The sequence below is a fragment of the Prochlorococcus sp. MIT 0916 genome, assembly GCF_047305155.1.
In the GTDB taxonomy this organism is placed as follows: domain Bacteria; phylum Cyanobacteriota; class Cyanobacteriia; order PCC-6307; family Cyanobiaceae; genus Prochlorococcus_B.
On the sequence record NZ_CP138980.1, the window covers coordinates 1,782,215 to 1,798,405 of the forward strand.

35 protein-coding genes are annotated in these 16,191 nt (G+C 33.5%); 14 read left to right on the top strand and 21 right to left on the bottom strand.

Features of this window, described 5'->3' with window-relative positions; translation table 11 throughout:
• Nucleotides 1-280 precede the first annotated feature (280 nt).
• The 3 genes from SIB53_RS09655 (at nt 281) to SIB53_RS09665 (ending at nt 1,323) form a co-directional block, all read left to right on the top strand.
• A complete protein-coding gene (locus SIB53_RS09655) occupies nt 281-496 on the top strand; it encodes a hypothetical protein (protein WP_413677985.1) in 216 nt (71 codons plus the stop codon).
• Nucleotides 497-639: 143 nt separating this feature from the next.
• The gene (locus SIB53_RS09660; protein ID WP_413677986.1) at nt 640-1,032 is read left to right on the top strand and encodes a DUF3804 family protein; all 393 of its coding nucleotides are present in this window, start codon (nt 640-642) and stop codon (nt 1,030-1,032) included.
• A gap of 114 nt (nt 1,033-1,146) precedes the next feature.
• On the top strand, nt 1,147-1,323 hold the full coding sequence (locus SIB53_RS09665; protein ID WP_413677987.1) for a hypothetical protein: 177 nt from the start codon (nt 1,147-1,149) through the stop codon (nt 1,321-1,323).
• 147 nt (nt 1,324-1,470) lie between these two features.
• On the opposite strand, the gene SIB53_RS09670 is transcribed toward SIB53_RS09665, so the two are convergent.
• From SIB53_RS09670 to SIB53_RS09710, 9 genes are all read right to left on the bottom strand, one after another.
• On the bottom strand, nt 1,471-1,596 hold the full coding sequence (locus SIB53_RS09670; RefSeq protein WP_413677988.1) for a chlorophyll a/b-binding protein: 126 nt from the start codon (nt 1,594-1,596) through the stop codon (nt 1,471-1,473).
• A complete protein-coding gene (locus SIB53_RS09675; RefSeq protein WP_219046122.1) occupies nt 1,596-1,742 on the bottom strand; it encodes a high light inducible protein in 147 nt (48 codons plus the stop codon). Before SIB53_RS09675 ends, SIB53_RS09670 begins: the two co-directional genes overlap by 1 nt.
• Nucleotides 1,742-1,861: a high light inducible protein gene (locus SIB53_RS09680; RefSeq protein WP_011294968.1), complete on the bottom strand. Its 120-nt coding sequence runs from the start codon at nt 1,859-1,861 to the stop codon at nt 1,742-1,744. The genes SIB53_RS09675 and SIB53_RS09680 overlap by 1 nt, the downstream gene beginning before the upstream one ends.
• Nucleotides 1,862-1,895: 34 nt before the next feature.
• Nucleotides 1,896-2,102: a high light inducible protein gene (locus SIB53_RS09685; RefSeq protein ID WP_413677989.1), complete on the bottom strand. Its 207-nt coding sequence runs from the start codon at nt 2,100-2,102 to the stop codon at nt 1,896-1,898.
• Nucleotides 2,103-2,234: 132 nt separating this feature from the next.
• Entirely contained in the window at nt 2,235-2,435 is a 201-nt protein-coding gene (locus tag SIB53_RS09690) for a hypothetical protein (protein WP_219045872.1), read from the bottom strand.
• 34 nt (nt 2,436-2,469) lie between these two features.
• Nucleotides 2,470-3,201 carry a type 1 glutamine amidotransferase gene (locus SIB53_RS09695; protein ID WP_413677990.1) on the bottom strand — a complete coding sequence of 244 codons (732 nt, stop codon included), beginning with the start codon at nt 3,199-3,201 and terminating at the stop codon, nt 2,470-2,472.
• A 7-nt stretch (nt 3,202-3,208) separates the two neighbouring features.
• A complete protein-coding gene (locus SIB53_RS09700; RefSeq protein WP_413677991.1) occupies nt 3,209-3,418 on the bottom strand; it encodes a non-structural protein (NS2)-like protein in 210 nt (69 codons plus the stop codon).
• Between the two features lie 196 nt (nt 3,419-3,614).
• Nucleotides 3,615-3,860: a hypothetical protein gene (locus SIB53_RS09705; RefSeq protein ID WP_413677992.1), complete on the bottom strand. Its 246-nt coding sequence runs from the start codon at nt 3,858-3,860 to the stop codon at nt 3,615-3,617.
• Between the two features lie 343 nt (nt 3,861-4,203).
• The gene (locus tag SIB53_RS09710) at nt 4,204-4,419 is read right to left on the bottom strand and encodes a hypothetical protein (RefSeq protein WP_413677993.1); all 216 of its coding nucleotides are present in this window, start codon (nt 4,417-4,419) and stop codon (nt 4,204-4,206) included.
• A gap of 193 nt (nt 4,420-4,612) precedes the next feature.
• On the opposite strand from SIB53_RS09710, the gene SIB53_RS09715 reads away from it, so the two are divergent.
• Nucleotides 4,613-4,897 carry an inward rectifier potassium channel gene (locus tag SIB53_RS09715; protein WP_413677994.1) on the top strand — a complete coding sequence of 95 codons (285 nt, stop codon included), beginning with the start codon at nt 4,613-4,615 and terminating at the stop codon, nt 4,895-4,897.
• 45 nt (nt 4,898-4,942) lie between these two features.
• Here SIB53_RS09715 and SIB53_RS09720 read toward each other — a convergent pair whose 3' ends face one another.
• The 3 genes from SIB53_RS09720 to SIB53_RS09730 form a co-directional block, all read right to left on the bottom strand.
• A complete protein-coding gene (locus tag SIB53_RS09720) occupies nt 4,943-5,419 on the bottom strand; it encodes a hypothetical protein (RefSeq protein WP_413677995.1) in 477 nt (158 codons plus the stop codon).
• A 347-nt stretch (nt 5,420-5,766) separates the two neighbouring features.
• A complete protein-coding gene (locus SIB53_RS09725; protein ID WP_413677996.1) occupies nt 5,767-5,973 on the bottom strand; it encodes a hypothetical protein in 207 nt (68 codons plus the stop codon).
• Between the two features lie 6 nt (nt 5,974-5,979).
• Nucleotides 5,980-6,183, bottom strand: a complete 204-nt coding sequence (locus SIB53_RS09730) for a hypothetical protein (protein ID WP_413677997.1) — start codon at nt 6,181-6,183, stop codon at nt 5,980-5,982.
• Between the two features lie 296 nt (nt 6,184-6,479).
• Here SIB53_RS09730 and SIB53_RS09735 point away from each other — a divergent pair, with 296 nt between their 5' ends.
• The 3 genes from SIB53_RS09735 to SIB53_RS09745 all read left to right on the top strand — a co-directional run bounded on the left by SIB53_RS09735 (nt 6,480) and on the right by SIB53_RS09745 (nt 7,776).
• Nucleotides 6,480-6,650, top strand: coding sequence for a hypothetical protein (locus tag SIB53_RS09735; protein ID WP_413677998.1), 171 nt, complete (start codon nt 6,480-6,482; stop codon nt 6,648-6,650).
• A gap of 191 nt (nt 6,651-6,841) precedes the next feature.
• Nucleotides 6,842-7,255 (top strand): DUF1499 domain-containing protein, encoded by a 414-nt coding sequence (locus SIB53_RS09740; RefSeq protein ID WP_413677999.1) that lies wholly within the window; start codon nt 6,842-6,844, stop codon nt 7,253-7,255.
• Nucleotides 7,256-7,395: 140 nt separating this feature from the next.
• Nucleotides 7,396-7,776, top strand: a complete 381-nt coding sequence (locus SIB53_RS09745; protein ID WP_413678000.1) for a hypothetical protein — start codon at nt 7,396-7,398, stop codon at nt 7,774-7,776.
• Between the two features lie 79 nt (nt 7,777-7,855).
• On the opposite strand, the gene SIB53_RS09750 is transcribed toward SIB53_RS09745, so the two are convergent.
• Nucleotides 7,856-8,050 carry a hypothetical protein gene (locus tag SIB53_RS09750; RefSeq protein WP_413678001.1) on the bottom strand — a complete coding sequence of 65 codons (195 nt, stop codon included), beginning with the start codon at nt 8,048-8,050 and terminating at the stop codon, nt 7,856-7,858.
• A gap of 314 nt (nt 8,051-8,364) precedes the next feature.
• Between SIB53_RS09750 and SIB53_RS09755 the strand changes: the two genes are divergently transcribed.
• Genes SIB53_RS09755 through SIB53_RS09765 form a run of 3 tightly spaced genes read left to right on the top strand, consistent with a single transcriptional unit; the run spans nt 8,365 to nt 9,105 of the window.
• Nucleotides 8,365-8,694 carry a hypothetical protein gene (locus SIB53_RS09755; RefSeq protein WP_269610554.1) on the top strand — a complete coding sequence of 110 codons (330 nt, stop codon included), beginning with the start codon at nt 8,365-8,367 and terminating at the stop codon, nt 8,692-8,694.
• Nucleotides 8,695-8,716: 22 nt separating this feature from the next.
• Nucleotides 8,717-8,965: a hypothetical protein gene (locus SIB53_RS09760; RefSeq protein ID WP_413678002.1), complete on the top strand. Its 249-nt coding sequence runs from the start codon at nt 8,717-8,719 to the stop codon at nt 8,963-8,965.
• Nucleotides 8,965-9,105, top strand: coding sequence for a hypothetical protein (locus SIB53_RS09765; RefSeq protein WP_413678003.1), 141 nt, complete (start codon nt 8,965-8,967; stop codon nt 9,103-9,105). The genes SIB53_RS09760 and SIB53_RS09765 overlap by 1 nt, the downstream gene beginning before the upstream one ends.
• Before the next feature lie 190 nt (nt 9,106-9,295).
• On the opposite strand, the gene SIB53_RS09770 is transcribed toward SIB53_RS09765, so the two are convergent.
• The 3 genes from SIB53_RS09770 to SIB53_RS09780 all read right to left on the bottom strand — a co-directional run bounded on the left by SIB53_RS09770 (nt 9,296) and on the right by SIB53_RS09780 (nt 10,638).
• Nucleotides 9,296-9,583, bottom strand: a complete 288-nt coding sequence (locus SIB53_RS09770) for a hypothetical protein (protein WP_413678004.1) — start codon at nt 9,581-9,583, stop codon at nt 9,296-9,298.
• A gap of 187 nt (nt 9,584-9,770) precedes the next feature.
• On the bottom strand, nt 9,771-10,004 hold the full coding sequence (locus tag SIB53_RS09775; protein ID WP_413678005.1) for a DUF1651 domain-containing protein: 234 nt from the start codon (nt 10,002-10,004) through the stop codon (nt 9,771-9,773).
• 457 nt (nt 10,005-10,461) lie between these two features.
• Nucleotides 10,462-10,638, bottom strand: coding sequence for a hypothetical protein (locus tag SIB53_RS09780; protein ID WP_413678006.1), 177 nt, complete (start codon nt 10,636-10,638; stop codon nt 10,462-10,464).
• 782 nt (nt 10,639-11,420) lie between these two features.
• Here SIB53_RS09780 and SIB53_RS09785 point away from each other — a divergent pair.
• Nucleotides 11,421-11,645, top strand: a complete 225-nt coding sequence (locus SIB53_RS09785; RefSeq protein ID WP_413678007.1) for a hypothetical protein — start codon at nt 11,421-11,423, stop codon at nt 11,643-11,645.
• A gap of 82 nt (nt 11,646-11,727) precedes the next feature.
• Here SIB53_RS09785 and pip read toward each other — a convergent pair whose 3' ends face one another.
• Nucleotides 11,728-12,687, bottom strand: coding sequence for a prolyl aminopeptidase (gene pip, locus SIB53_RS09790; protein ID WP_413678008.1), 960 nt, complete (start codon nt 12,685-12,687; stop codon nt 11,728-11,730).
• A 100-nt stretch (nt 12,688-12,787) separates the two neighbouring features.
• Between pip and SIB53_RS09795 the strand changes: the two genes are divergently transcribed.
• The 3 genes from SIB53_RS09795 to SIB53_RS09805 all read left to right on the top strand — a co-directional run bounded on the left by SIB53_RS09795 (nt 12,788) and on the right by SIB53_RS09805 (nt 14,119).
• Nucleotides 12,788-13,009, top strand: a complete 222-nt coding sequence (locus SIB53_RS09795; RefSeq protein ID WP_413678009.1) for a hypothetical protein — start codon at nt 12,788-12,790, stop codon at nt 13,007-13,009.
• Nucleotides 13,010-13,128: 119 nt separating this feature from the next.
• Nucleotides 13,129-13,446 (top strand): hypothetical protein, encoded by a 318-nt coding sequence (locus SIB53_RS09800; RefSeq protein WP_413678010.1) that lies wholly within the window; start codon nt 13,129-13,131, stop codon nt 13,444-13,446.
• 508 nt (nt 13,447-13,954) lie between these two features.
• Complete coding sequence (locus SIB53_RS09805; protein ID WP_413678011.1) at nt 13,955-14,119, top strand: hypothetical protein; 165 nt, start codon at nt 13,955-13,957, stop codon at nt 14,117-14,119.
• A gap of 104 nt (nt 14,120-14,223) precedes the next feature.
• On the opposite strand, the gene SIB53_RS09810 is transcribed toward SIB53_RS09805, so the two are convergent.
• The 4 genes from SIB53_RS09810 to SIB53_RS09825 all read right to left on the bottom strand — a co-directional run bounded on the left by SIB53_RS09810 (nt 14,224) and on the right by SIB53_RS09825 (nt 15,910).
• Complete coding sequence (locus SIB53_RS09810; protein WP_413390785.1) at nt 14,224-14,400, bottom strand: DUF4278 domain-containing protein; 177 nt, start codon at nt 14,398-14,400, stop codon at nt 14,224-14,226.
• A 236-nt stretch (nt 14,401-14,636) separates the two neighbouring features.
• Nucleotides 14,637-14,900, bottom strand: coding sequence for a DUF1651 domain-containing protein (locus SIB53_RS09815; protein WP_413678012.1), 264 nt, complete (start codon nt 14,898-14,900; stop codon nt 14,637-14,639).
• 2 nt (nt 14,901-14,902) lie between these two features.
• Nucleotides 14,903-15,118, bottom strand: a complete 216-nt coding sequence (locus tag SIB53_RS09820) for a hypothetical protein (protein ID WP_413678013.1) — start codon at nt 15,116-15,118, stop codon at nt 14,903-14,905.
• A 585-nt stretch (nt 15,119-15,703) separates the two neighbouring features.
• Nucleotides 15,704-15,910 (bottom strand): hypothetical protein, encoded by a 207-nt coding sequence (locus tag SIB53_RS09825; protein ID WP_413678014.1) that lies wholly within the window; start codon nt 15,908-15,910, stop codon nt 15,704-15,706.
• Nucleotides 15,911-16,191 lie beyond the last annotated feature (281 nt).

A 16,191-nucleotide genomic window follows, 5' to 3' on the forward strand; every position in this document is an offset into this window, starting at 1 on the left:
GCTATTGTTTTCGGCTCAATAAGATAGAAGAATGAAATTTCCACCACAACGAGTAATTTTTTGATAACTACTTTTGAGTACTGCAATGATATTAATTTTGGACATTAGGTATAACCCGTTTGAAAACAATGAAAACATGCTTATAAAAGCATTTCCTAATCCAAAAACTATATCTAATTTTTCTCGTTAGACCTATAAAGAGCTGATTAGCTATACAAGCTCTTTACGAGTGGAGAAAAGTTAGTTAAAAGGAAAGAATAACTTCGACTTATTTATTGGAATGGTTGCCAAGAAGAAAATTAAAGACTTCAAGGATTTGGATCAGTTCCCAGATTTAAAAGAAGCTCTAGTACCAGCTATTAAGACATTGCCCTTAGGTTCAATGAATACTAAAGTAATCGTTACTGAAGGCGAAATTGTAGAGAGAGTTTATAAAACACCAAAAGGTGAAATTATATCTCTTTTCGCAAATGACTTACCGGAACAAGCTGCCTAAATTTTCTTGTTAAAATCAATTATTTCAGTATTTCACTATAGAAAGGGTTGGATAATATTGTCAGCACAACAAGAAAAGATGGCAAAGAAAACATCCAATATTGAGCAGATCTGTAATCCTAGTTTATTGTTTTTAATTGATCAATGTCTTCTAAAGAAGAAATCCTGTCCATCCTAGAAGCCTTTGCCTCAACTGAGAGAATGGGATCATTCTTTTTAGACAATGCAACCCCCGACTTTTTATTTATAAGACCAAGCGGAAATCCCATTGACGCGAAAGGTTTTCAAGAGATGTGGTCCTCAGGAGATCTTGTATTACAAAGCGCAGAAGTCACAAAGGTGCACAAATTTGAACTCTTAGGTTCAAATGCTGCAATGTGCGTTTTCACACTAGGTTCAAAATTTACTTATAAAGGGACTCAAAACGATGACCTCCCTACAGTAACTTCGATTTTTAAGAAGATTAATAAGAAATGGAAAGTAGCGTGGATGCAAAGATCTTCAGGCCAATCAGATATGACTTTGTGGAACGACTAATTTATATTTCCTTCTTAATGGTTAAGTATTCGTAAATTCTATTTATATCCTTACGTCTGAAGTAATCATTGAACAAGATAGATAATTTAAAGGAGAAACAGTTAATAGTCGTAAATGCAAGAAAAGCCAAATGTTGAAGAGCTGATTGCAGATTCAATGACATTGCTCTTAATTAGAGCCCAAAAACTACCTAAAAGGGAAAGACTTGCAATTGCTCAAGAGTTTAGAGAATGGCTTAATGGTAGTTGTAAATTAGAAGATATATGGATCCTAGATACAAGAATCAAATAGTAATAACTACATCCAGTTGATAATCATCAATATTACTGAATTATTACATTGCGTTAATCACGCGCTAATCAAACAAAAAAACAGTAAGAAGACATGATCCGTAATGACAGAGAAGAGGGCTTTTTTAGTTAGATTTAAATGCTAAGACTACACAATTCCTGGAATGATCCAGCCTGTTAATCCGTAGTTAATTACAGCAGCAAAGAAGCCCATCATCGCAAGGCGACCATTCGTCTGCTCTGCTGTTTTCCAGTAGTTAGTTTCTTTGTTCATTATACAAAACCTGGAATGATTTGACCGGTTGTTAGGTATGCACCGACAAGAGCCAAGCAGCCAACAGATGCAGCGAGACCATTGAGTCTTTCAGCAATTACTTTGCCTTCTTCTACTCTTGGAGTTTCAGTGGTTTGGTTTTTCATTAAACGACACCTGGGATAAGTTGACCGGTTGTTAGGTAGATACCTGTTAGTAGAACGAATGCCATCATGGCTGGTCTGCCGATGCTTCTTTCTAGAATTGTTTTGTTAGATGGTTGCATTGTTTTTAGAAGTTACTTATTAGTAGTTATTCGCTTAGAAAATTCCAGGAATGATTTGACCAGTTGAGAAGTATGAAACCAAAAGACTGATCATGCCGATCATTGCCCAACGGCCATTGGTCTTTTCTGCTTCCTCTGGATAGCTGGTGTAGTCCTCTACAAGCTGAGGCTGTGTTTCACGGCCAAAGATGTTTTGCTTGCCGTACTCAGTGATTACTTGAGATGAGGTTGAGCTTGTCATTACTGGAATTGCGTTTGTGTGAATAAATGTAAAGTATGAATTTTTTAAATGAAAGATACGGTCGGGTACGGCTTACTCACTTTATGAAGATCTTAAAGTCGATTTTCAACAAAAAATCCCAATGAAGATTAGTTAGTGAATTAAATACAGAATTGCTAAATCCTGATTAGATTCTGCGACTTTCCTTCTTAAAAAAGTTAATGCCTCATCATTCATATTTGACTCAGCAATCATTTTTTCGGCTTCATTAATACCATGCTCAAGATTTTTAATTTTTAATTGAAGAACTTCCCTATCTTTTCTGCACTGCGCAAGTGTGAAGTCATCAATCATTTTAGTAAATATTTTAAGCAGCTAAAAATCTTACTTAGATTAATAGGTCAAATAAAGTGTTTAAAAACTCTAATCTAGAATCTAATGTTTTATGACCAAATTCTTTTTGTTGTTGTTTTAAAATGGATTGACCGTCTGCCCCTAATGCTGAAGAAATAAATTTATGATCTTCTGAAATCCAGGTATTAACCATCTCATCGTCAATCTCAACGTGAAATTGCATCCCATAAGCTAATGGACCAATACTAAATAATTGCTCCTTACATCTACAACTACTAGCGATAAGCTCTGCAGAATTAGGCAATAAAATTCTATCTCCATGCCAATGCAAAACAGGGAAAGGATGTCTTAAAAGTCTTGTCAATTTAAAGTTATCCTCTACTAATTGAGGAAAGATATTGTCCCACCCTATTTCAGCTAATGGTTGATGGGATACCTCCTCCTGAATCAATTCAACATCACCACCAGCTGCATAGGCTAAAAGTTGAGCACCCAAGCATACTCCTATCAACCCAACGCCTTGATTTAAGGCTTCTTTTATTAGACCAATTTCTTCAACAAGCCATGGAAAAGTTAAAGAACCAATGTCTCTTATACCCATAGGTCCACCCAACACCAAAAGTAAATCTCCATTCCTAAGTTCTGGAAGAGAGTCTCCTAGATCCAAACGAAAAGTACAAACACTAAATCCTCTTTCCTCAGCAAGGTTGACAAACAATCCGGGTCGCTCGCGTTCTAAATGCTGAAGAACAAGTAAACGACTCATAAATAAATTAAAAGTCTACATTTTCATTTGGCGTAAAAACCGAGCAATACAACTTGATAAACAGCTCTGCCTCACTTTCATCTTTACCCTCATATTTGAGTTTAAGGTCTTTTATTGCGACTAAAGCAGTTTTCTCTTTCAACCTATATCTTGCACAAGTATCTAGAACTTTAAACATTCGGGTTGTAACTGCTCCCGAAGGAGTGCTTAGACCCAAAAAGACAGTAAATAATAGTAGATATTTCATATAGATAATTCAATCATCTTTTTTAGATAAAGCTCTAAAACGTTGGAATCATTTATAGCTTTTATACAAAAGGAGAAACATTGTTGACAAAAGAAAAAAGTAAGCGCTTCTAAATAAATAAATAAAATGATCATTCAAATTCAAATTTTTCTTTATTTACATTTGATTAAAGTTGCTTGAGTTCTTCATCTGTTAATGAGCAAAAACCACCTGAGCATCTTTCAGTTTTTTTTAAATCTGCATGGGACTCCGATCCACCGATAATTAAATTATGATTTGACATTTTATAAAATTTCTCGTGAACAGAATCACTAAACTTTTTTTCCTTCTCATACTCTAATTCACACGGATCAATGTTGTCATCAAACCACTCATCGTATTGAATATAATTTGGCTTTGCGTAATATGTCATATACCTAGACTAATACGACATAGGAATAAATACCACCCATTCAAGTCAAAGCTAGTTTGCTTGTTTTTCAACAAGTTCCTTAAGATATTTCTTTTTGAGTAGCTTTTTTCTTTCTTTCAAGAACCTTTTTAATTGTTGTAACTTCAAATCGATCGGTGAAGATATTCAGCAGATTCAATGTACATCAAAGTTATTTTGATGGAGCGCATTTTGGAGAACTATCACTTGCATCAAGCTTTTGAATTTTGGAGATATCCAAATCAGATATCTCCAGCCCATAAAGTTCAGCGATCTTAGTCATCGCCGAACCTTCTGCACCTGTCCATGCTTCTGCTAATACCGACTAGGTTTTTTGACTAAATTCAACTCCCAGATTTTCGTTGTTAGCTCTTTTTTTATCTATTTTCACCACTTTCTTTAGCCCCTCCGTAGACAGGTGTGTTTTAATCCTTAAGAAAACTACCTCCAACATTGAGTAATAAAACTTTTCCATTGCTTTGTTATATGCCCATTCAGCTTCCTTTTGCGCCTTTTTTGCATATTCAGTTGTAATCTCCATACTCATTTTTTCTTTAAGGTAGTGGGTTCTTTCTTATATTGTAATTATCTGAGTTAAGCCTTTAAGATTAAAATTTGAAAATCAGCTCGTAAATAAATAATTTAAATAAGTGCTATCCTCAAAATCAAATAACTTTTTACAAACTGCTCTTTCCATTAAACCTATGGTTTTGTCGATTACATTAAATTGAAAAATGTCTTTAGAGCTTACAGATTTAATCAAGGATTTTATAGCAACAAACCTCCTATCAAAAGTTGAACTAGATTTCTTGGAGAGTGAACTGTGGGAGACCCTCGAGCATATAGATGAAGTAACTTCCTTAACCTCTGCTCCAGTCAATATTTCTAAAGAATTGAAATTAAAAGATGGTTCATCATGGCAATTATGTTGTGCAGCAGTACTTGATGATGCCAGACCACAAAAAAACTCTCGAACAGAACAACTTAGAAAATTAATAGAAAAATTTTCTCTCCAATAGTTATCCTTCTCTATGATTAAAAATTTTTCACCAGAGATATAAATCTCACTTATTTAAAAAAATTATCTTTCTTAATTTATAAAAAAACATTCCTGTTTTCTCATAAAGATGTTTTGGTTCTTTTTTAAGTTCTAAATCATATGGATTGATAAAAATAGTCAACAATATTCTAAAGGCAGTATAAAGATTTTTACTAGACTTTATATCCTTATATTTTTCATTTCTCAATTTATTAATTATACGCTTATCTAACAAAGTCTCTAGAGCGTTAAGGGCTATATCTTTCTCCGTTTTACTGATTGTAGATAACAAAACCATCAATCCTTTTATTGATGAATCATCTCCATTAATAACGTTATTAAGAACACTTCGATAAAGATTCTCCCATTTGTAAGGTTCGTTCCTAAAGAGATTAGACGCAGGTTCCATTGAATTAAGCTTTAACAGTCTCTTGTTTTCATCATTCTCGTCTTGAGCAGAATTCCAATATTCATACAAAGGCGATGATTGAGCGATATTCATATCTGTTTAGTGAGAATGAGAATTAAGGAAAAATAGAAATTACATTTACTTGGGTATGCATTTTTACATCAGTGCTTTGCATTTTGTACTATTATTTCACAAGTGTATAAGTCTGTTTCATTATGTACTATCCATTTAAAAATTAGATGAAAATACTGTTCCTAAGTCAATATTGGATCCACTTCTTTTAAGTAGTATTACTAAATGAAGAATAAATAAAATAACCAGAAGTACTTAAGTCTATATTATATGGATAAACATAAATTTTTTTTCATCCACAATTTCATAGTCAAAGCTAAAGAATTATCTAAATGTAGTAGCTATAAATAACAAAAAGAACTCAAAAACTACGAACAAAATATTTTTGCAGTATTATTCACTCCTATTGAAAAATCATCAATATTTAGATTTAAAGCCTTTAAGGTTTTTGCGGCATCAATTTTACCGGCCGCAAAACTTTCACAAACGGAACTAACTTGATCAGTTCTTGATGCTTGCGTTTTTGTGGGAAATAAAAAGCAAAAGGATATTGGTAAAACAAAAAGTAATTTCATTTGGTTTTAGCTATTTTCAAAAGTTTTCTCCAATAAACTCACTTGAGCTCGATATGCGTCACCTTTAGAACCGCATAATTTCTCATAATCCGTTAACGGAATCCAAGACCAATCAAGTCTTAAAGTTAAAGACCAGAACATAATGATGTGACCCATAAAGAGGATGGGCCAATCAAGACCTATAAGTTCAGAATGAAAAACAGGATGCATTACTAAATCAAACAGAAACTGAAGAACTAACTTGTAATGAACTCGGCAGGATGGAAAGAAGAGCTGGAGCGTTACAAACTATCAGTATTTACAAGACTAAAAACATGTTGAGGGAACGAGATTCAAGGAGAAAAACTAATAATTAAAATCATAACCACTTCAACTCTTGCTAAATGGATGGTAAAGGTAGGGACAACCAGCAAGAGTGATGTAACGCAAAAAGAAAAAAAACCTTAAAAACCAATGCTTATACTTGATTTCGTCCTAAAAAACCAATGATTTAAAATTTTTATTTAATGAGCGGCGACAATTTGCTTGGAGAACAACCTCTAAAGTTTTACTCAGAAGAGGTAACTGAAACCAAAATCGAGCTAGTTCATCGCTTACTAATACTTAATGCTCAAAAAAATTCAGTAGTAGATTTAGATAGAAAACACAAAGAATGGGGAAATGAATTAGCAAGTTAAAAAAGTGCTCAGATGGGTTTAGAAAAGTCTTTTTATCAATAATTATCCAAAATTCTTTTTCCAGCTTTGATAGATCTAAATTTCAAGCCATAAATCCCTAGAAATCGTAGAGTAAAATCACATTTAATTTTTACCTAGGATATATTCATTTGTATTGCTTTTAAATTTATTTTACTAGATCTTTTAGATCAATGATTAATCGATTTTTAACTTTCTTCTTTTCAATTCTTGTTGTTCTTACGATTACCCCCCATAAAGCAAATGCAATAACAACTGATCTGCCAGATTGTGTTGTCATAACGCACTGCGTGAAAGAAGACTTTAAAGTAAATGATTTAGAAAATGCTTTTAAAAAAGCAACCAAAATTGTTTCTGAAACAGCCAGAACAAAAATAGTTGAAAAAACTGATTCATTTATTCATGCTGAAGCGAAGACAAAATGGAGAAGATATACCGATGATCTACTCCTCAAAGCAATTCCAGAAAAAGGTATTATTCAAGTCAGATCAGAATCAAGAGTAGGAGTTGGAGATAATGGAGTGAATCAGAAGAGGGTTGATGATTTTGCTTATCGTCTAATGACAGAAAGAGACATCACTAACTGACACACACAAAATCAATTTTAAACACTCCCTGTAAAGTCATTGATTTTGAACATAATAAATTTTTCGATTAAGTTTGTTTGCGAAGGTATGGCTTAAGGGTAAAAAGTAAGTGATTTTTTATACAAATTGCTTTTCTTTTTATGCTTCTAGCAGCATTTGAACCTGGTAGAGAAATGGCCATCGCCAACTTTTTCCTAGCCATTTTTTGTCTGTTTACCGTTGCCCTTCCTTTCTTACTCATCACCCGTGGAGATAAAACAGAAGCTAATCGGGACTTCATTGCAGCAACAGTTAACCCATGGTCTCAAGTTGTTAAAGAAGCTGAGTTAGCACAAGTGGTTCTATCTGAGATTACCTCTTCAGTAAAAATGGAACCTAATCTGGAAATAGCTTCTGAGCAAAATGTCGAGCCGAGTCTCGTATCAGGAGACGTTATTTCTCTAGAAATAAAGGGAAGTGATGAATTGGATGAGTCAATAACTCAAACATTACCAGCGGAGGAAGAACTATTAGCTGCTTGAAGGGTCGACACAGTACTAGTAAAATCTGATTATCAGACAATTCTCATGGGGCAACTTAAGCCCCTTTTTAATGATCTTTTTAACTTTTGGGTTCCAACTGATTCATATATAAAACATGAGGGTGTTTATTCCCGCCTTCACTAGCGTCTATCCATTCTTTGTATTCCTCTCTTAATGCTTGACTGTCTTGCTCACCTAATTCTTTTATCCTTCTGAAAGTGTCCTTCATGGTCACGTCAAGCGTTCTTTTTAAACTTATCGAAGGTATCTTCATACTAAATTGCTCACCAAAGAATCAGTAATGAAAGAACAAACCACAAATGCAAATTTCATTGCCAAGGGTTGGGAAATAGTTCATTTGGTGAGTTCATTTAAATATCTATCAACTAGCGAAGCATGCTAATGAAGCACAGTAAATAAAAAGCAAATACATTTCCAGTGGTTTACGTGTAAAAATGGAGAGATAAAATTGATTTGATTTCATGCAATATCATTTAAACATTTGATACGTGCTGCGTGTTCGGGTTCCCCATATAACATTGCACATAAATAGGTTGTGAAGATTAGTAAGTTCGCCATTATGAAAATATGAAGCGCTTATTTCCTCTATTATTAATTTCCTTGGTTCTCTTATTTTCTTCAGTCATATCAGCTAATGCTGAGTCGGAATTTGAGATGTATTTAAGTGATTTTTATCAAAAACAAGAGAAAGCAAGCAAAATACTGAAAGAAATTGAGACAGATTTAAAAGATGGATCCAGAGACAGAGTTTGTGCAAGGCAAAGAGAAGCTGCTAGCTATGGAATCGAAGCTACAGAGTCGTTGATTAAAGCATTTAAAACAAATGGTTCTAAAACTGAAATGGAGAATCTTCAAGCGGGGCTAGATAAATGGAGAGAGTTGAGAGACTATTGCTAACAACTTTTCTCTTGCAAAATAAATGGATTTATTAGTTATTGTTTTTTTTATTACCGCAATGTGGCTCATAAGAAAATTGGCATGGAATGTAGAAGAGGGAACCAATGAACAAAGAGAACGAAATCCAGAGTTAAATACAAAAAACTTCGATATGCATGAAAGAAGACTTGAACAATTTTCAAAGTCAAAATACAAAAACCGTATGTTTTATATCGGCGCTGATGGTACTTGCTACTATTACTCAGCTACTGGAAGGAAAATTTTTTGCTAATGGATGAAATATCTCAATGGGTTATTGCTGCTTTAATTGGAACATCTATTGCCGCCTTCTTGGCTTGGTTTAACAAATCCGGTTCGGACTTTAAAGACGGATTTGAGCCAAAAAGCAAAAGTACGAAAAAGAAAAAATAAATTGCATCTTCTAGAAAATTAAAAAGCTTTGTGCGTGCACCATTTAGAACTCAATGAACCTAGAGGCAACAAGCATCTGACGTATTACTAAAGCAATAACAATAAAAAACCAATCTACTTAAAACGAAAAGTGGTAAATTAATCAAATGAATAAGCGCCTAAATATTTTTTAATCCCAGATTAATCAGTATTATTTACTTCCCACTCCAGTAAAAACAAATCCATTAAGAATACAGAAATCATATGCAAAAAGCTTTAATTTTTCAGGCATCTCAATCCATTTCATTTCCTCAATTTTATTTAATTGCTCTGAACTTAGATTCTCTGCTTTAGAATATTCCAGCATCATCTTTGACCAACTATCAGAATAAATATCTACGTAAAATGCCTTTTGATTTTGATCAAAGAAAGTAATTTTATCTTGCTTTGTACTAACCTTTTTAGACAGTTGCTTATAGTATTCAATGTCCGAGGTCATGATTATTTGTTTATTTGAAAATCTAACCTAATGAATTTACTTTTAAATAGTGATGAGATGTTCAAAATCTATACATTAAGTAGTCTGCGAAATCAAACGTTTTACAGATTTTCCGTTTGAAGAAAAAAGACAAAATATAAAAACTTTTTTAACTTTAGAAATCATGAGAACTTCATTATTTTAATTATTAATCCCACTGTGGGGAAATACGTCTCCATCCAGTTGATAATAATTCCCTCCATAGTCTTATTGCCAACCCTCTTCTTATCCTCTTCCGATTTTTCAAGAGTGGGGGTCCGATTGATACAAGCCTTCCCCTCTCAATCCAAACCTTAGGGTTTTGATCCCAGCTCTCCCAATCATATCGAAACCTGAGTATCCATACTCCATTTACTTCCCTAATCCAACCATCTCGCTTCATACGACCAAGTAAACCAATAGTACAACTGTACCATGAAGCGTTATTGGTGTTTTTAATGTGACTTTTTGGATGTAGCTTTATTATTTCGTTTTGGCAGAGCTGTCATATCAGACTTAGGAATGCTGAATGGAGTAAACAATTTCATAGTGTTAACGGGTACATAAGATATTCGATTTTAAGAACACCAAAAATTTAATGCATGGGTGAAACTACCCTAAAAATATTTGCATTGCACTACAACATACTATGTGTAGTAGTAGCTAATTTCATTTAAACGCAAAATTAAAATGCTTACTCCCTACTATGTAATCATGTACGGAATTTTACTAATAACAGGTTTTGCATCAATTCTACAGATTTCATAAGGAGAAAACGGTTTAAGAAAAAATCAAGCAAAAATTTAAAAATCAAAATTCGATTTGAACAGTTATTAAAATATTTTTGACAATAAAACTATTTAAGCAAAGCAAGTCCAGTCTAGGTTTCGATGATTTGTTAAAAACGGGGCTGGTGTGCAAACCTTCTCACCATCTGGTGTTACGTAGCACCTTTCAATGCCCCAACTTCGTTCAATGATTTTCACCTCAGTAGAGCCTTTTAATAAAGGAAGTGCCGCAATTTGAGCTCTGTTCATATTAATCTGTAACTATACATTTTTAGCTCCTAAAAATGTTTTATCAATCAGTAAATAAATCCATTGACATTGAATCAAGTGCAAAACATACAAACTTAATAAAAATAAATTTTAAAGCCAAAGCTAGCTTTTATCTTTGTAATTTTGACAACCAATTGAAATTGGTAGATAGTTAACGAACTTTTAAACCACTCAAATACAGCGGACATATAAATGCTTCTGATGAACCTTCACGAAACAAGTAAATCAGCTCATATGCAAATACTCCCACTACTAACAAAATTCCTAAAATAGCCATGAACTGGCTTTAACTTAAAGGGCAAAGAATCATAGCCGTTTAAAAAGAAAAATTCTTGTTATTAAGTGAAAGGGAAAAGACACCTCTCCTCCTATAGCTATAGTCAGAGAGTGAATCAGAAGTTTTATTTACAAAGAAGCGAAATGAAAAGAATAAAGCTCAATCAAGAATCTGAGGCAGTTGGAAACACTTATAAAGTGATCGCAATATCTTTAACAGTTGGACTAAATATGATTATCTTTACTTGGTTCTTTCTCTTTTCAGGGTTGACCAAATAAATTATCTAAAATAAAAGACGTGCAACTATGACTTCAATCAGAGTATCAATAAGTCAAAAGAAGCGGGTTAAGAAAACTTAAATCACCTAAAGGATTAGCTTTGTTTACTTATAAAGGTATATTTTTTACATACAAATCACAAACAAACGAATCAAAAGAAAATACGCAGTTTTTTTTATAAGGTTCTGTAATAATTCTCAAAAAAAATGCAAGTAGATCTAAATGAACTAGCAAATTCATACGAGGTCGTTCCCGTATCTCTTAGTGATCCTTTTAAATCTTTAGTTGCGGAACCTTCCACGATGGAAGTACTTAGATTCATACCCATTATTGCTTTCATTGCTTTAATAATTACAGCTGTATGGAGACAAGGGATGAAGTTCCCAGTAAAAGCTATTGGCGATTTTAAAAAAGACAGCAAGCAAGATTAAACCAATGAGTAAATTCAAACGATTTTCTTGTAATTTCTAATGGGTGTAGGATTAATTAAATATCATTGAGATCAAGTAACAGCTACTGAAAATTAGGGTTAGAGGAGGAATAAGCTAACTCATTCGTCAACTCAATTAATTTTTTAGAAATTCCAATCTCTTTCATTGAGTGTCCAGCACTATCGATTACATAAAGTTTTGAAGAGAGCAATGATTTATTAAGATCCCATGCACTTCTCATGGGACAAACCACGTCATATCTTCCCTGAACAATCGAAACAGGAATATCTTTTAGCTTAGTAATGTTTTTTAAAATATAATTTTCCTCTAAAAAAATGTTATTAACAAAATAATGACATTCTATACGCGCAAAAGAATCTGAGAAATTATCATTTGCAGCTTTTTTAATGGATAATTCTTTTGGCATGAGAAAGCTTGTTGACATTTCCCATCTCGTCCAAGCATGAGCCGCTTTGGCTCTTTCAGACCTATCTTGACTGGTTAATCTCTTATGGAAAGCATTAATCAAATCGCCTCTCTCATTTTGCGGAATAACAGACTGATAAAGATCAAATTCTTCAGGAAAAATCTCACTAGCACCTTTTTGATAGAACCAACTTAATTCGGTTTTTCTGCACAAAAATATACCCCTAAGAGTAAGACTTAAAACTTTTTCCGTGTGTTGAATGGCATAAATCAAGCTTAATGTTGAGCCCCATGAGCCCCCAAAGACATGCCATGATTCAATTTTTAAGAGTTGTCTTAATTTTTCAATGTCTTCAATTAAATGATGTGTCGTGTTTTCTTTTAACTCAGAATGAGGAGAAGATCTACCACATCCTCTTTGATCAAATTGAACAATATTGAATTTCTTTGGGTCAAAATATCGTCTATAGGAAGGACTACTCCCACCTCCTGGGCCGCCATGAACAATCAAGACAGAGGATCCATTTGGATTGCCGCTTCTTTCCCAGTAGATTGAATGAAGAGGGCTCACTTTTAATATCCCTTGTTCCTTAGGTTCTATTTCTGGAAATAACATTTTTAATTAAATTTTCGTCTTTTGCTTTTGAGTCATTTCATTCAACTCAAGCATACATAACAAAATTAGCTATAAAGGATTATTAAATAGGAACTGATTAATGCCTAAGAAAAATTGGCTCAAAAGCTTTCGGTTAAATATTCATGCCCCTGGAACAGGTTTTGCCTTAATGATCTTGGCTTTAACTCAAGTACCAGTAGGAATAAAAAATGCAGCTGAAGTCGTTTGTATTGGTCAAACTTCAAATAAGATTTGGAAATCAGAAAAAAATCATTCGGATGCCAATATGCTTGCAGTTCAAAGATGCAATGGAAGAAATTAACTGGAATCATGTGTTCTTCTTCAAGCAAAATTAGATAAAAAACTAAAAAATGTAACGTTGGCCTAGAACTTGATTTTTAACACGATAAAAAGATGAATATTTGAAAATTCTTTTTTTTTATGACTTCTGCGCTAAAAATAATCGATCAAGAACTAGCACAGTTTGGCTGGGTTGAGTCAATAGCTACTAATTCAATAAGTGATTTTAAGTCACCCAAGATAGATGTTGAAGAACAAACAACTAATGAAAAAGAATCTGATCTCATAGACACATTCATATGTCATCTTATTTTCTATGTGGTTTTTTGCTATTCCCTATTTCTATATATTTTTATTGATTTGGGTTTTGGTTCCTTTTTAAAGAATAAAGTAAATACATTATTTAAACTCCATAAAAAGTTTGAACCGTCTTCCTTTATCAGTGCTCATTCCAATTAATACAGACTAAGCTTGTCCTTAAACAAATTATTTGGGTATTCCTTACTATCGCACTAACTAAAATAATGTATTTAGATAGGAAAGAAGTAATTCACTAACGGTCTGAGTCTGCACAGACCGTTTTTTTATTTAAATGAAAATTTTTTCGCCAAACTATCAAAATATTTTTATGGAATTGAAGTTGGTCAATTCTATGAAGAGCCCATAGGAGACGATTACTTATATCCAGATTGGTAAACAGACGTCAAATGCGTTTATCAACGTTCAATCCAAGATTATTCATTACTAGACAACCATTTAGAAAATGAGACAATCAATTGATTTTTAACTGCTAATAACCACAGACTATATTTTTTTAACTTGGTAAAGCTTTAAGCATAGCCTCTACTCCTTTAATTCTTATCTTTGATTCGTTAATCGATTAATAGTTAATTCTACTTGAGTAAAAGCCGAGGTGTATAAATTTAACAAGATCGATTAGAACATCTATATACGGATACGGAGGGTTATGAAACTAAAAACTCCTTTGAACATAATCAAAAATGCATTAAGTGATATTCAAACAATGCATGACTTCTCTTACACGGTTCCCAATGAAACTAGAGATGAGTTTTGGGAAAAAGAATGTAGTAATCATCCAACAGCATCTACTTGCAAAGTTTATGAGGGCTAACAAAAATAAACTTTGTATGAGTTAATAGCTTTTCAACCAAACAAGAATTATCTAAGCAAAAAAAAAGCCCTGCCTAGCAGGGCCTTTTAAAAAGAGTTAACAAACTAATGTTGATAGCGATGACCGCGATAAGCCAATTGGGAATTTAGCTCAGACTTAGCATCGCTTCTGCATGTGTTGTAGTGATTACGTCTGTAAGTCAGCTCAACACAATCCTTTTGAGCTTTTTGCTCTTTGTGCTGGACATAGTTTTGTCCACGATATAGAAGAGTTGTCATCATCCATACTCCGAATGTTGATTTAAGTCCCCGTTCCTTGGCTTAAATCGAGATGCGGCTCGCTATGTAACGAGTTGAACGTTTTGGTAGCGGTTGCTACAAAAACTATTATGTTATGCATTGATAGCACGTGTAGTTCATCTGGATACAAAACTATCTAGTGGTATATACTCAAATTTCAAAATCTTTTTTTCTTAAATATCAACTTAAAAGAGAATTCTGCTGATTTTTTTTAAGCTTTAAGAGGTCTCCCATAAGGGTTTCTTAGAGACTTCCCATTCTGTTTCCAATGACGACCTCCATAGGTCTCTTGCTTTTTCATAAGTTAGCTTCTTACTTTCATGTAATTGAACATGAGGAGTAATACCGTGTAGGAATCTGAGCCTGCAGCTAGCGTAGTGAACCCTTATGTATTGAGTTCCGTCTTCATCAGGATGTTTATCTTTTAAAAACCTCATTGCCCAGACTCGATCTTTTTTGACAAGCCAACTTTCATTTTGCATTTTTAGTAGAAGCTTGGATTATCTCTTTTATGCTGCCTAGCCTTTGAATGACAACTATCTGGTGACCAACGATTTTTAACAACTTCAAGGAAATCACATATGAATTCATCTGGGCAATCAAGTTCATCCTGCAATTCAGCTAACTCATCAATAAAAAATTCGAATGTTCTACTTATTAAACCTGATTTTTGCTTTTGGGACGGAATCCATTTGGCCATAACTAGAAACAATAATTAAACTATTACTGCAGAACCTATTTGGTAAACACCTGCTATTAAAAGCAAAACAGGAAGGTTTATTAAAACTAAAACCTTAGCAGCAGTAATTTTATTAATTGCTGTCATTGCTAAATGTTTTTAAAATTTGAATGAATTATTAGGAATATAACCAGGAATAATCTATCCCTAAAGGTCGGTTCAGGTAGGGCTAACCAGTTCGGGGACAAAAAAAGGAAATCCCTCCAAAAACGTTAATTAATTCTGGATAGAGTTGGACATTAGGAGAAGATCTATGAAACGCCATTTATTATTTTTGTCATCGGCTCTATTTTTGACAGCTATGAATGCACAAGCCGAAAGTTTTTGGTTGATCCTTCAAAACAGTACTTAAGGAATAGAAAAAATAGAATTGAAAAACATGTCTCAATGCGAGGAACAAGGCAAGCAGTACACAAAAAGTTCGGGTATTCCTCTCACTTGTGCTTAATAGGGGAAAAAAAGTATCAAACAAAATACCTTATTGGTACAACTGGATAGTTAACTTGCTGACTTTTGATTAGTAGTTTTATTGAAGGTGGTTTAGCATTAATCACAATATGATTCGCTTGTAATTACATTTTCTTCAAAAGTATCGGCAATATCTCGAGGTATTAGTGCGATAAATACAGGAAGACATTGGAGCTCACTAGCATACTTAGCGTATTGCAGAGCAGTTCCCTGCATTGCTGGAATAATGATGTTATCGATTTGATCTTCAGTGGTTGACCACTTCGTTTCAAATTTTTCAGTCATAGTTTGCAGTATCTAACAACAAAACCATAAATATATTTTGGATGGAATCAATGTATTAAATCCATTAACAACTTGCTTAAGCATTTGATCAAACGACACCTAATTTCATTCCACTTTTCACCTTGGCAAGAATCTTATCGTCTAAGTCATTGTCTGTTTGAAGAACTAGCCACTCAATTGCACTGATAATAAAAGCTTTCATTTGCTTCTTGAAAAATTTTTTCAACATCAAAAAGAGTACTGGCTTAAGTATTAAGAAAAGGAAACCAACCATTGCATTC

Coding starts and splice junctions, on each gene's coding strand:
- SIB53_RS09655 (WP_413677985.1), top strand. CDS start 281: ATGGTTGCCAAGAAGAAAATTAAAGACTTCAAGGATTTGGATCAGTTC.
- SIB53_RS09660 (WP_413677986.1), top strand. CDS start 640: ATGTCTTCTAAAGAAGAAATCCTGTCCATCCTAGAAGCCTTTGCCTCA.
- SIB53_RS09665 (WP_413677987.1), top strand. CDS start 1,147: ATGCAAGAAAAGCCAAATGTTGAAGAGCTGATTGCAGATTCAATGACA.
- SIB53_RS09670 (WP_413677988.1), bottom strand. CDS start 1,596: ATGAACAAAGAAACTAACTACTGGAAAACAGCAGAGCAGACGAATGGT.
- SIB53_RS09675 (WP_219046122.1), bottom strand. CDS start 1,742: ATGAAAAACCAAACCACTGAAACTCCAAGAGTAGAAGAAGGCAAAGTA.
- SIB53_RS09680 (WP_011294968.1), bottom strand. CDS start 1,861: ATGCAACCATCTAACAAAACAATTCTAGAAAGAAGCATCGGCAGACCA.
- SIB53_RS09685 (WP_413677989.1), bottom strand. CDS start 2,102: ATGACAAGCTCAACCTCATCTCAAGTAATCACTGAGTACGGCAAGCAA.
- SIB53_RS09690 (WP_219045872.1), bottom strand. CDS start 2,435: ATGATTGATGACTTCACACTTGCGCAGTGCAGAAAAGATAGGGAAGTT.
- SIB53_RS09695 (WP_413677990.1), bottom strand. CDS start 3,201: ATGAGTCGTTTACTTGTTCTTCAGCATTTAGAACGCGAGCGACCCGGA.
- SIB53_RS09705 (WP_413677992.1), bottom strand. CDS start 3,860: ATGACATATTACGCAAAGCCAAATTATATTCAATACGATGAGTGGTTT.
- SIB53_RS09710 (WP_413677993.1), bottom strand. CDS start 4,419: ATGGAGATTACAACTGAATATGCAAAAAAGGCGCAAAAGGAAGCTGAA.
- SIB53_RS09715 (WP_413677994.1), top strand. CDS start 4,613: ATGTCTTTAGAGCTTACAGATTTAATCAAGGATTTTATAGCAACAAAC.
- SIB53_RS09720 (WP_413677995.1), bottom strand. CDS start 5,419: ATGAATATCGCTCAATCATCGCCTTTGTATGAATATTGGAATTCTGCT.
- SIB53_RS09725 (WP_413677996.1), bottom strand. CDS start 5,973: ATGAAATTACTTTTTGTTTTACCAATATCCTTTTGCTTTTTATTTCCC.
- SIB53_RS09730 (WP_413677997.1), bottom strand. CDS start 6,183: ATGCATCCTGTTTTTCATTCTGAACTTATAGGTCTTGATTGGCCCATC.
- SIB53_RS09735 (WP_413677998.1), top strand. CDS start 6,480: ATGAGCGGCGACAATTTGCTTGGAGAACAACCTCTAAAGTTTTACTCA.
- SIB53_RS09740 (WP_413677999.1), top strand. CDS start 6,842: ATGATTAATCGATTTTTAACTTTCTTCTTTTCAATTCTTGTTGTTCTT.
- SIB53_RS09745 (WP_413678000.1), top strand. CDS start 7,396: ATGCTTCTAGCAGCATTTGAACCTGGTAGAGAAATGGCCATCGCCAAC.
- SIB53_RS09750 (WP_413678001.1), bottom strand. CDS start 8,050: ATGAAGATACCTTCGATAAGTTTAAAAAGAACGCTTGACGTGACCATG.
- SIB53_RS09755 (WP_269610554.1), top strand. CDS start 8,365: ATGAAGCGCTTATTTCCTCTATTATTAATTTCCTTGGTTCTCTTATTT.
- SIB53_RS09760 (WP_413678002.1), top strand. CDS start 8,717: ATGGATTTATTAGTTATTGTTTTTTTTATTACCGCAATGTGGCTCATA.
- SIB53_RS09765 (WP_413678003.1), top strand. CDS start 8,965: ATGGATGAAATATCTCAATGGGTTATTGCTGCTTTAATTGGAACATCT.
- SIB53_RS09770 (WP_413678004.1), bottom strand. CDS start 9,583: ATGACCTCGGACATTGAATACTATAAGCAACTGTCTAAAAAGGTTAGT.
- SIB53_RS09775 (WP_413678005.1), bottom strand. CDS start 10,004: ATGAAGCGAGATGGTTGGATTAGGGAAGTAAATGGAGTATGGATACTC.
- SIB53_RS09780 (WP_413678006.1), bottom strand. CDS start 10,638: ATGAACAGAGCTCAAATTGCGGCACTTCCTTTATTAAAAGGCTCTACT.
- SIB53_RS09785 (WP_413678007.1), top strand. CDS start 11,421: ATGCAAGTAGATCTAAATGAACTAGCAAATTCATACGAGGTCGTTCCC.
- pip (WP_413678008.1), bottom strand. CDS start 12,687: ATGTTATTTCCAGAAATAGAACCTAAGGAACAAGGGATATTAAAAGTG.
- SIB53_RS09795 (WP_413678009.1), top strand. CDS start 12,788: ATGCCTAAGAAAAATTGGCTCAAAAGCTTTCGGTTAAATATTCATGCC.
- SIB53_RS09800 (WP_413678010.1), top strand. CDS start 13,129: ATGACTTCTGCGCTAAAAATAATCGATCAAGAACTAGCACAGTTTGGC.
- SIB53_RS09805 (WP_413678011.1), top strand. CDS start 13,955: ATGAAACTAAAAACTCCTTTGAACATAATCAAAAATGCATTAAGTGAT.
- SIB53_RS09810 (WP_413390785.1), bottom strand. CDS start 14,400: ATGATGACAACTCTTCTATATCGTGGACAAAACTATGTCCAGCACAAA.
- SIB53_RS09815 (WP_413678012.1), bottom strand. CDS start 14,900: ATGCAAAATGAAAGTTGGCTTGTCAAAAAAGATCGAGTCTGGGCAATG.
- SIB53_RS09820 (WP_413678013.1), bottom strand. CDS start 15,118: ATGGCCAAATGGATTCCGTCCCAAAAGCAAAAATCAGGTTTAATAAGT.
- SIB53_RS09825 (WP_413678014.1), bottom strand. CDS start 15,910: ATGACTGAAAAATTTGAAACGAAGTGGTCAACCACTGAAGATCAAATC.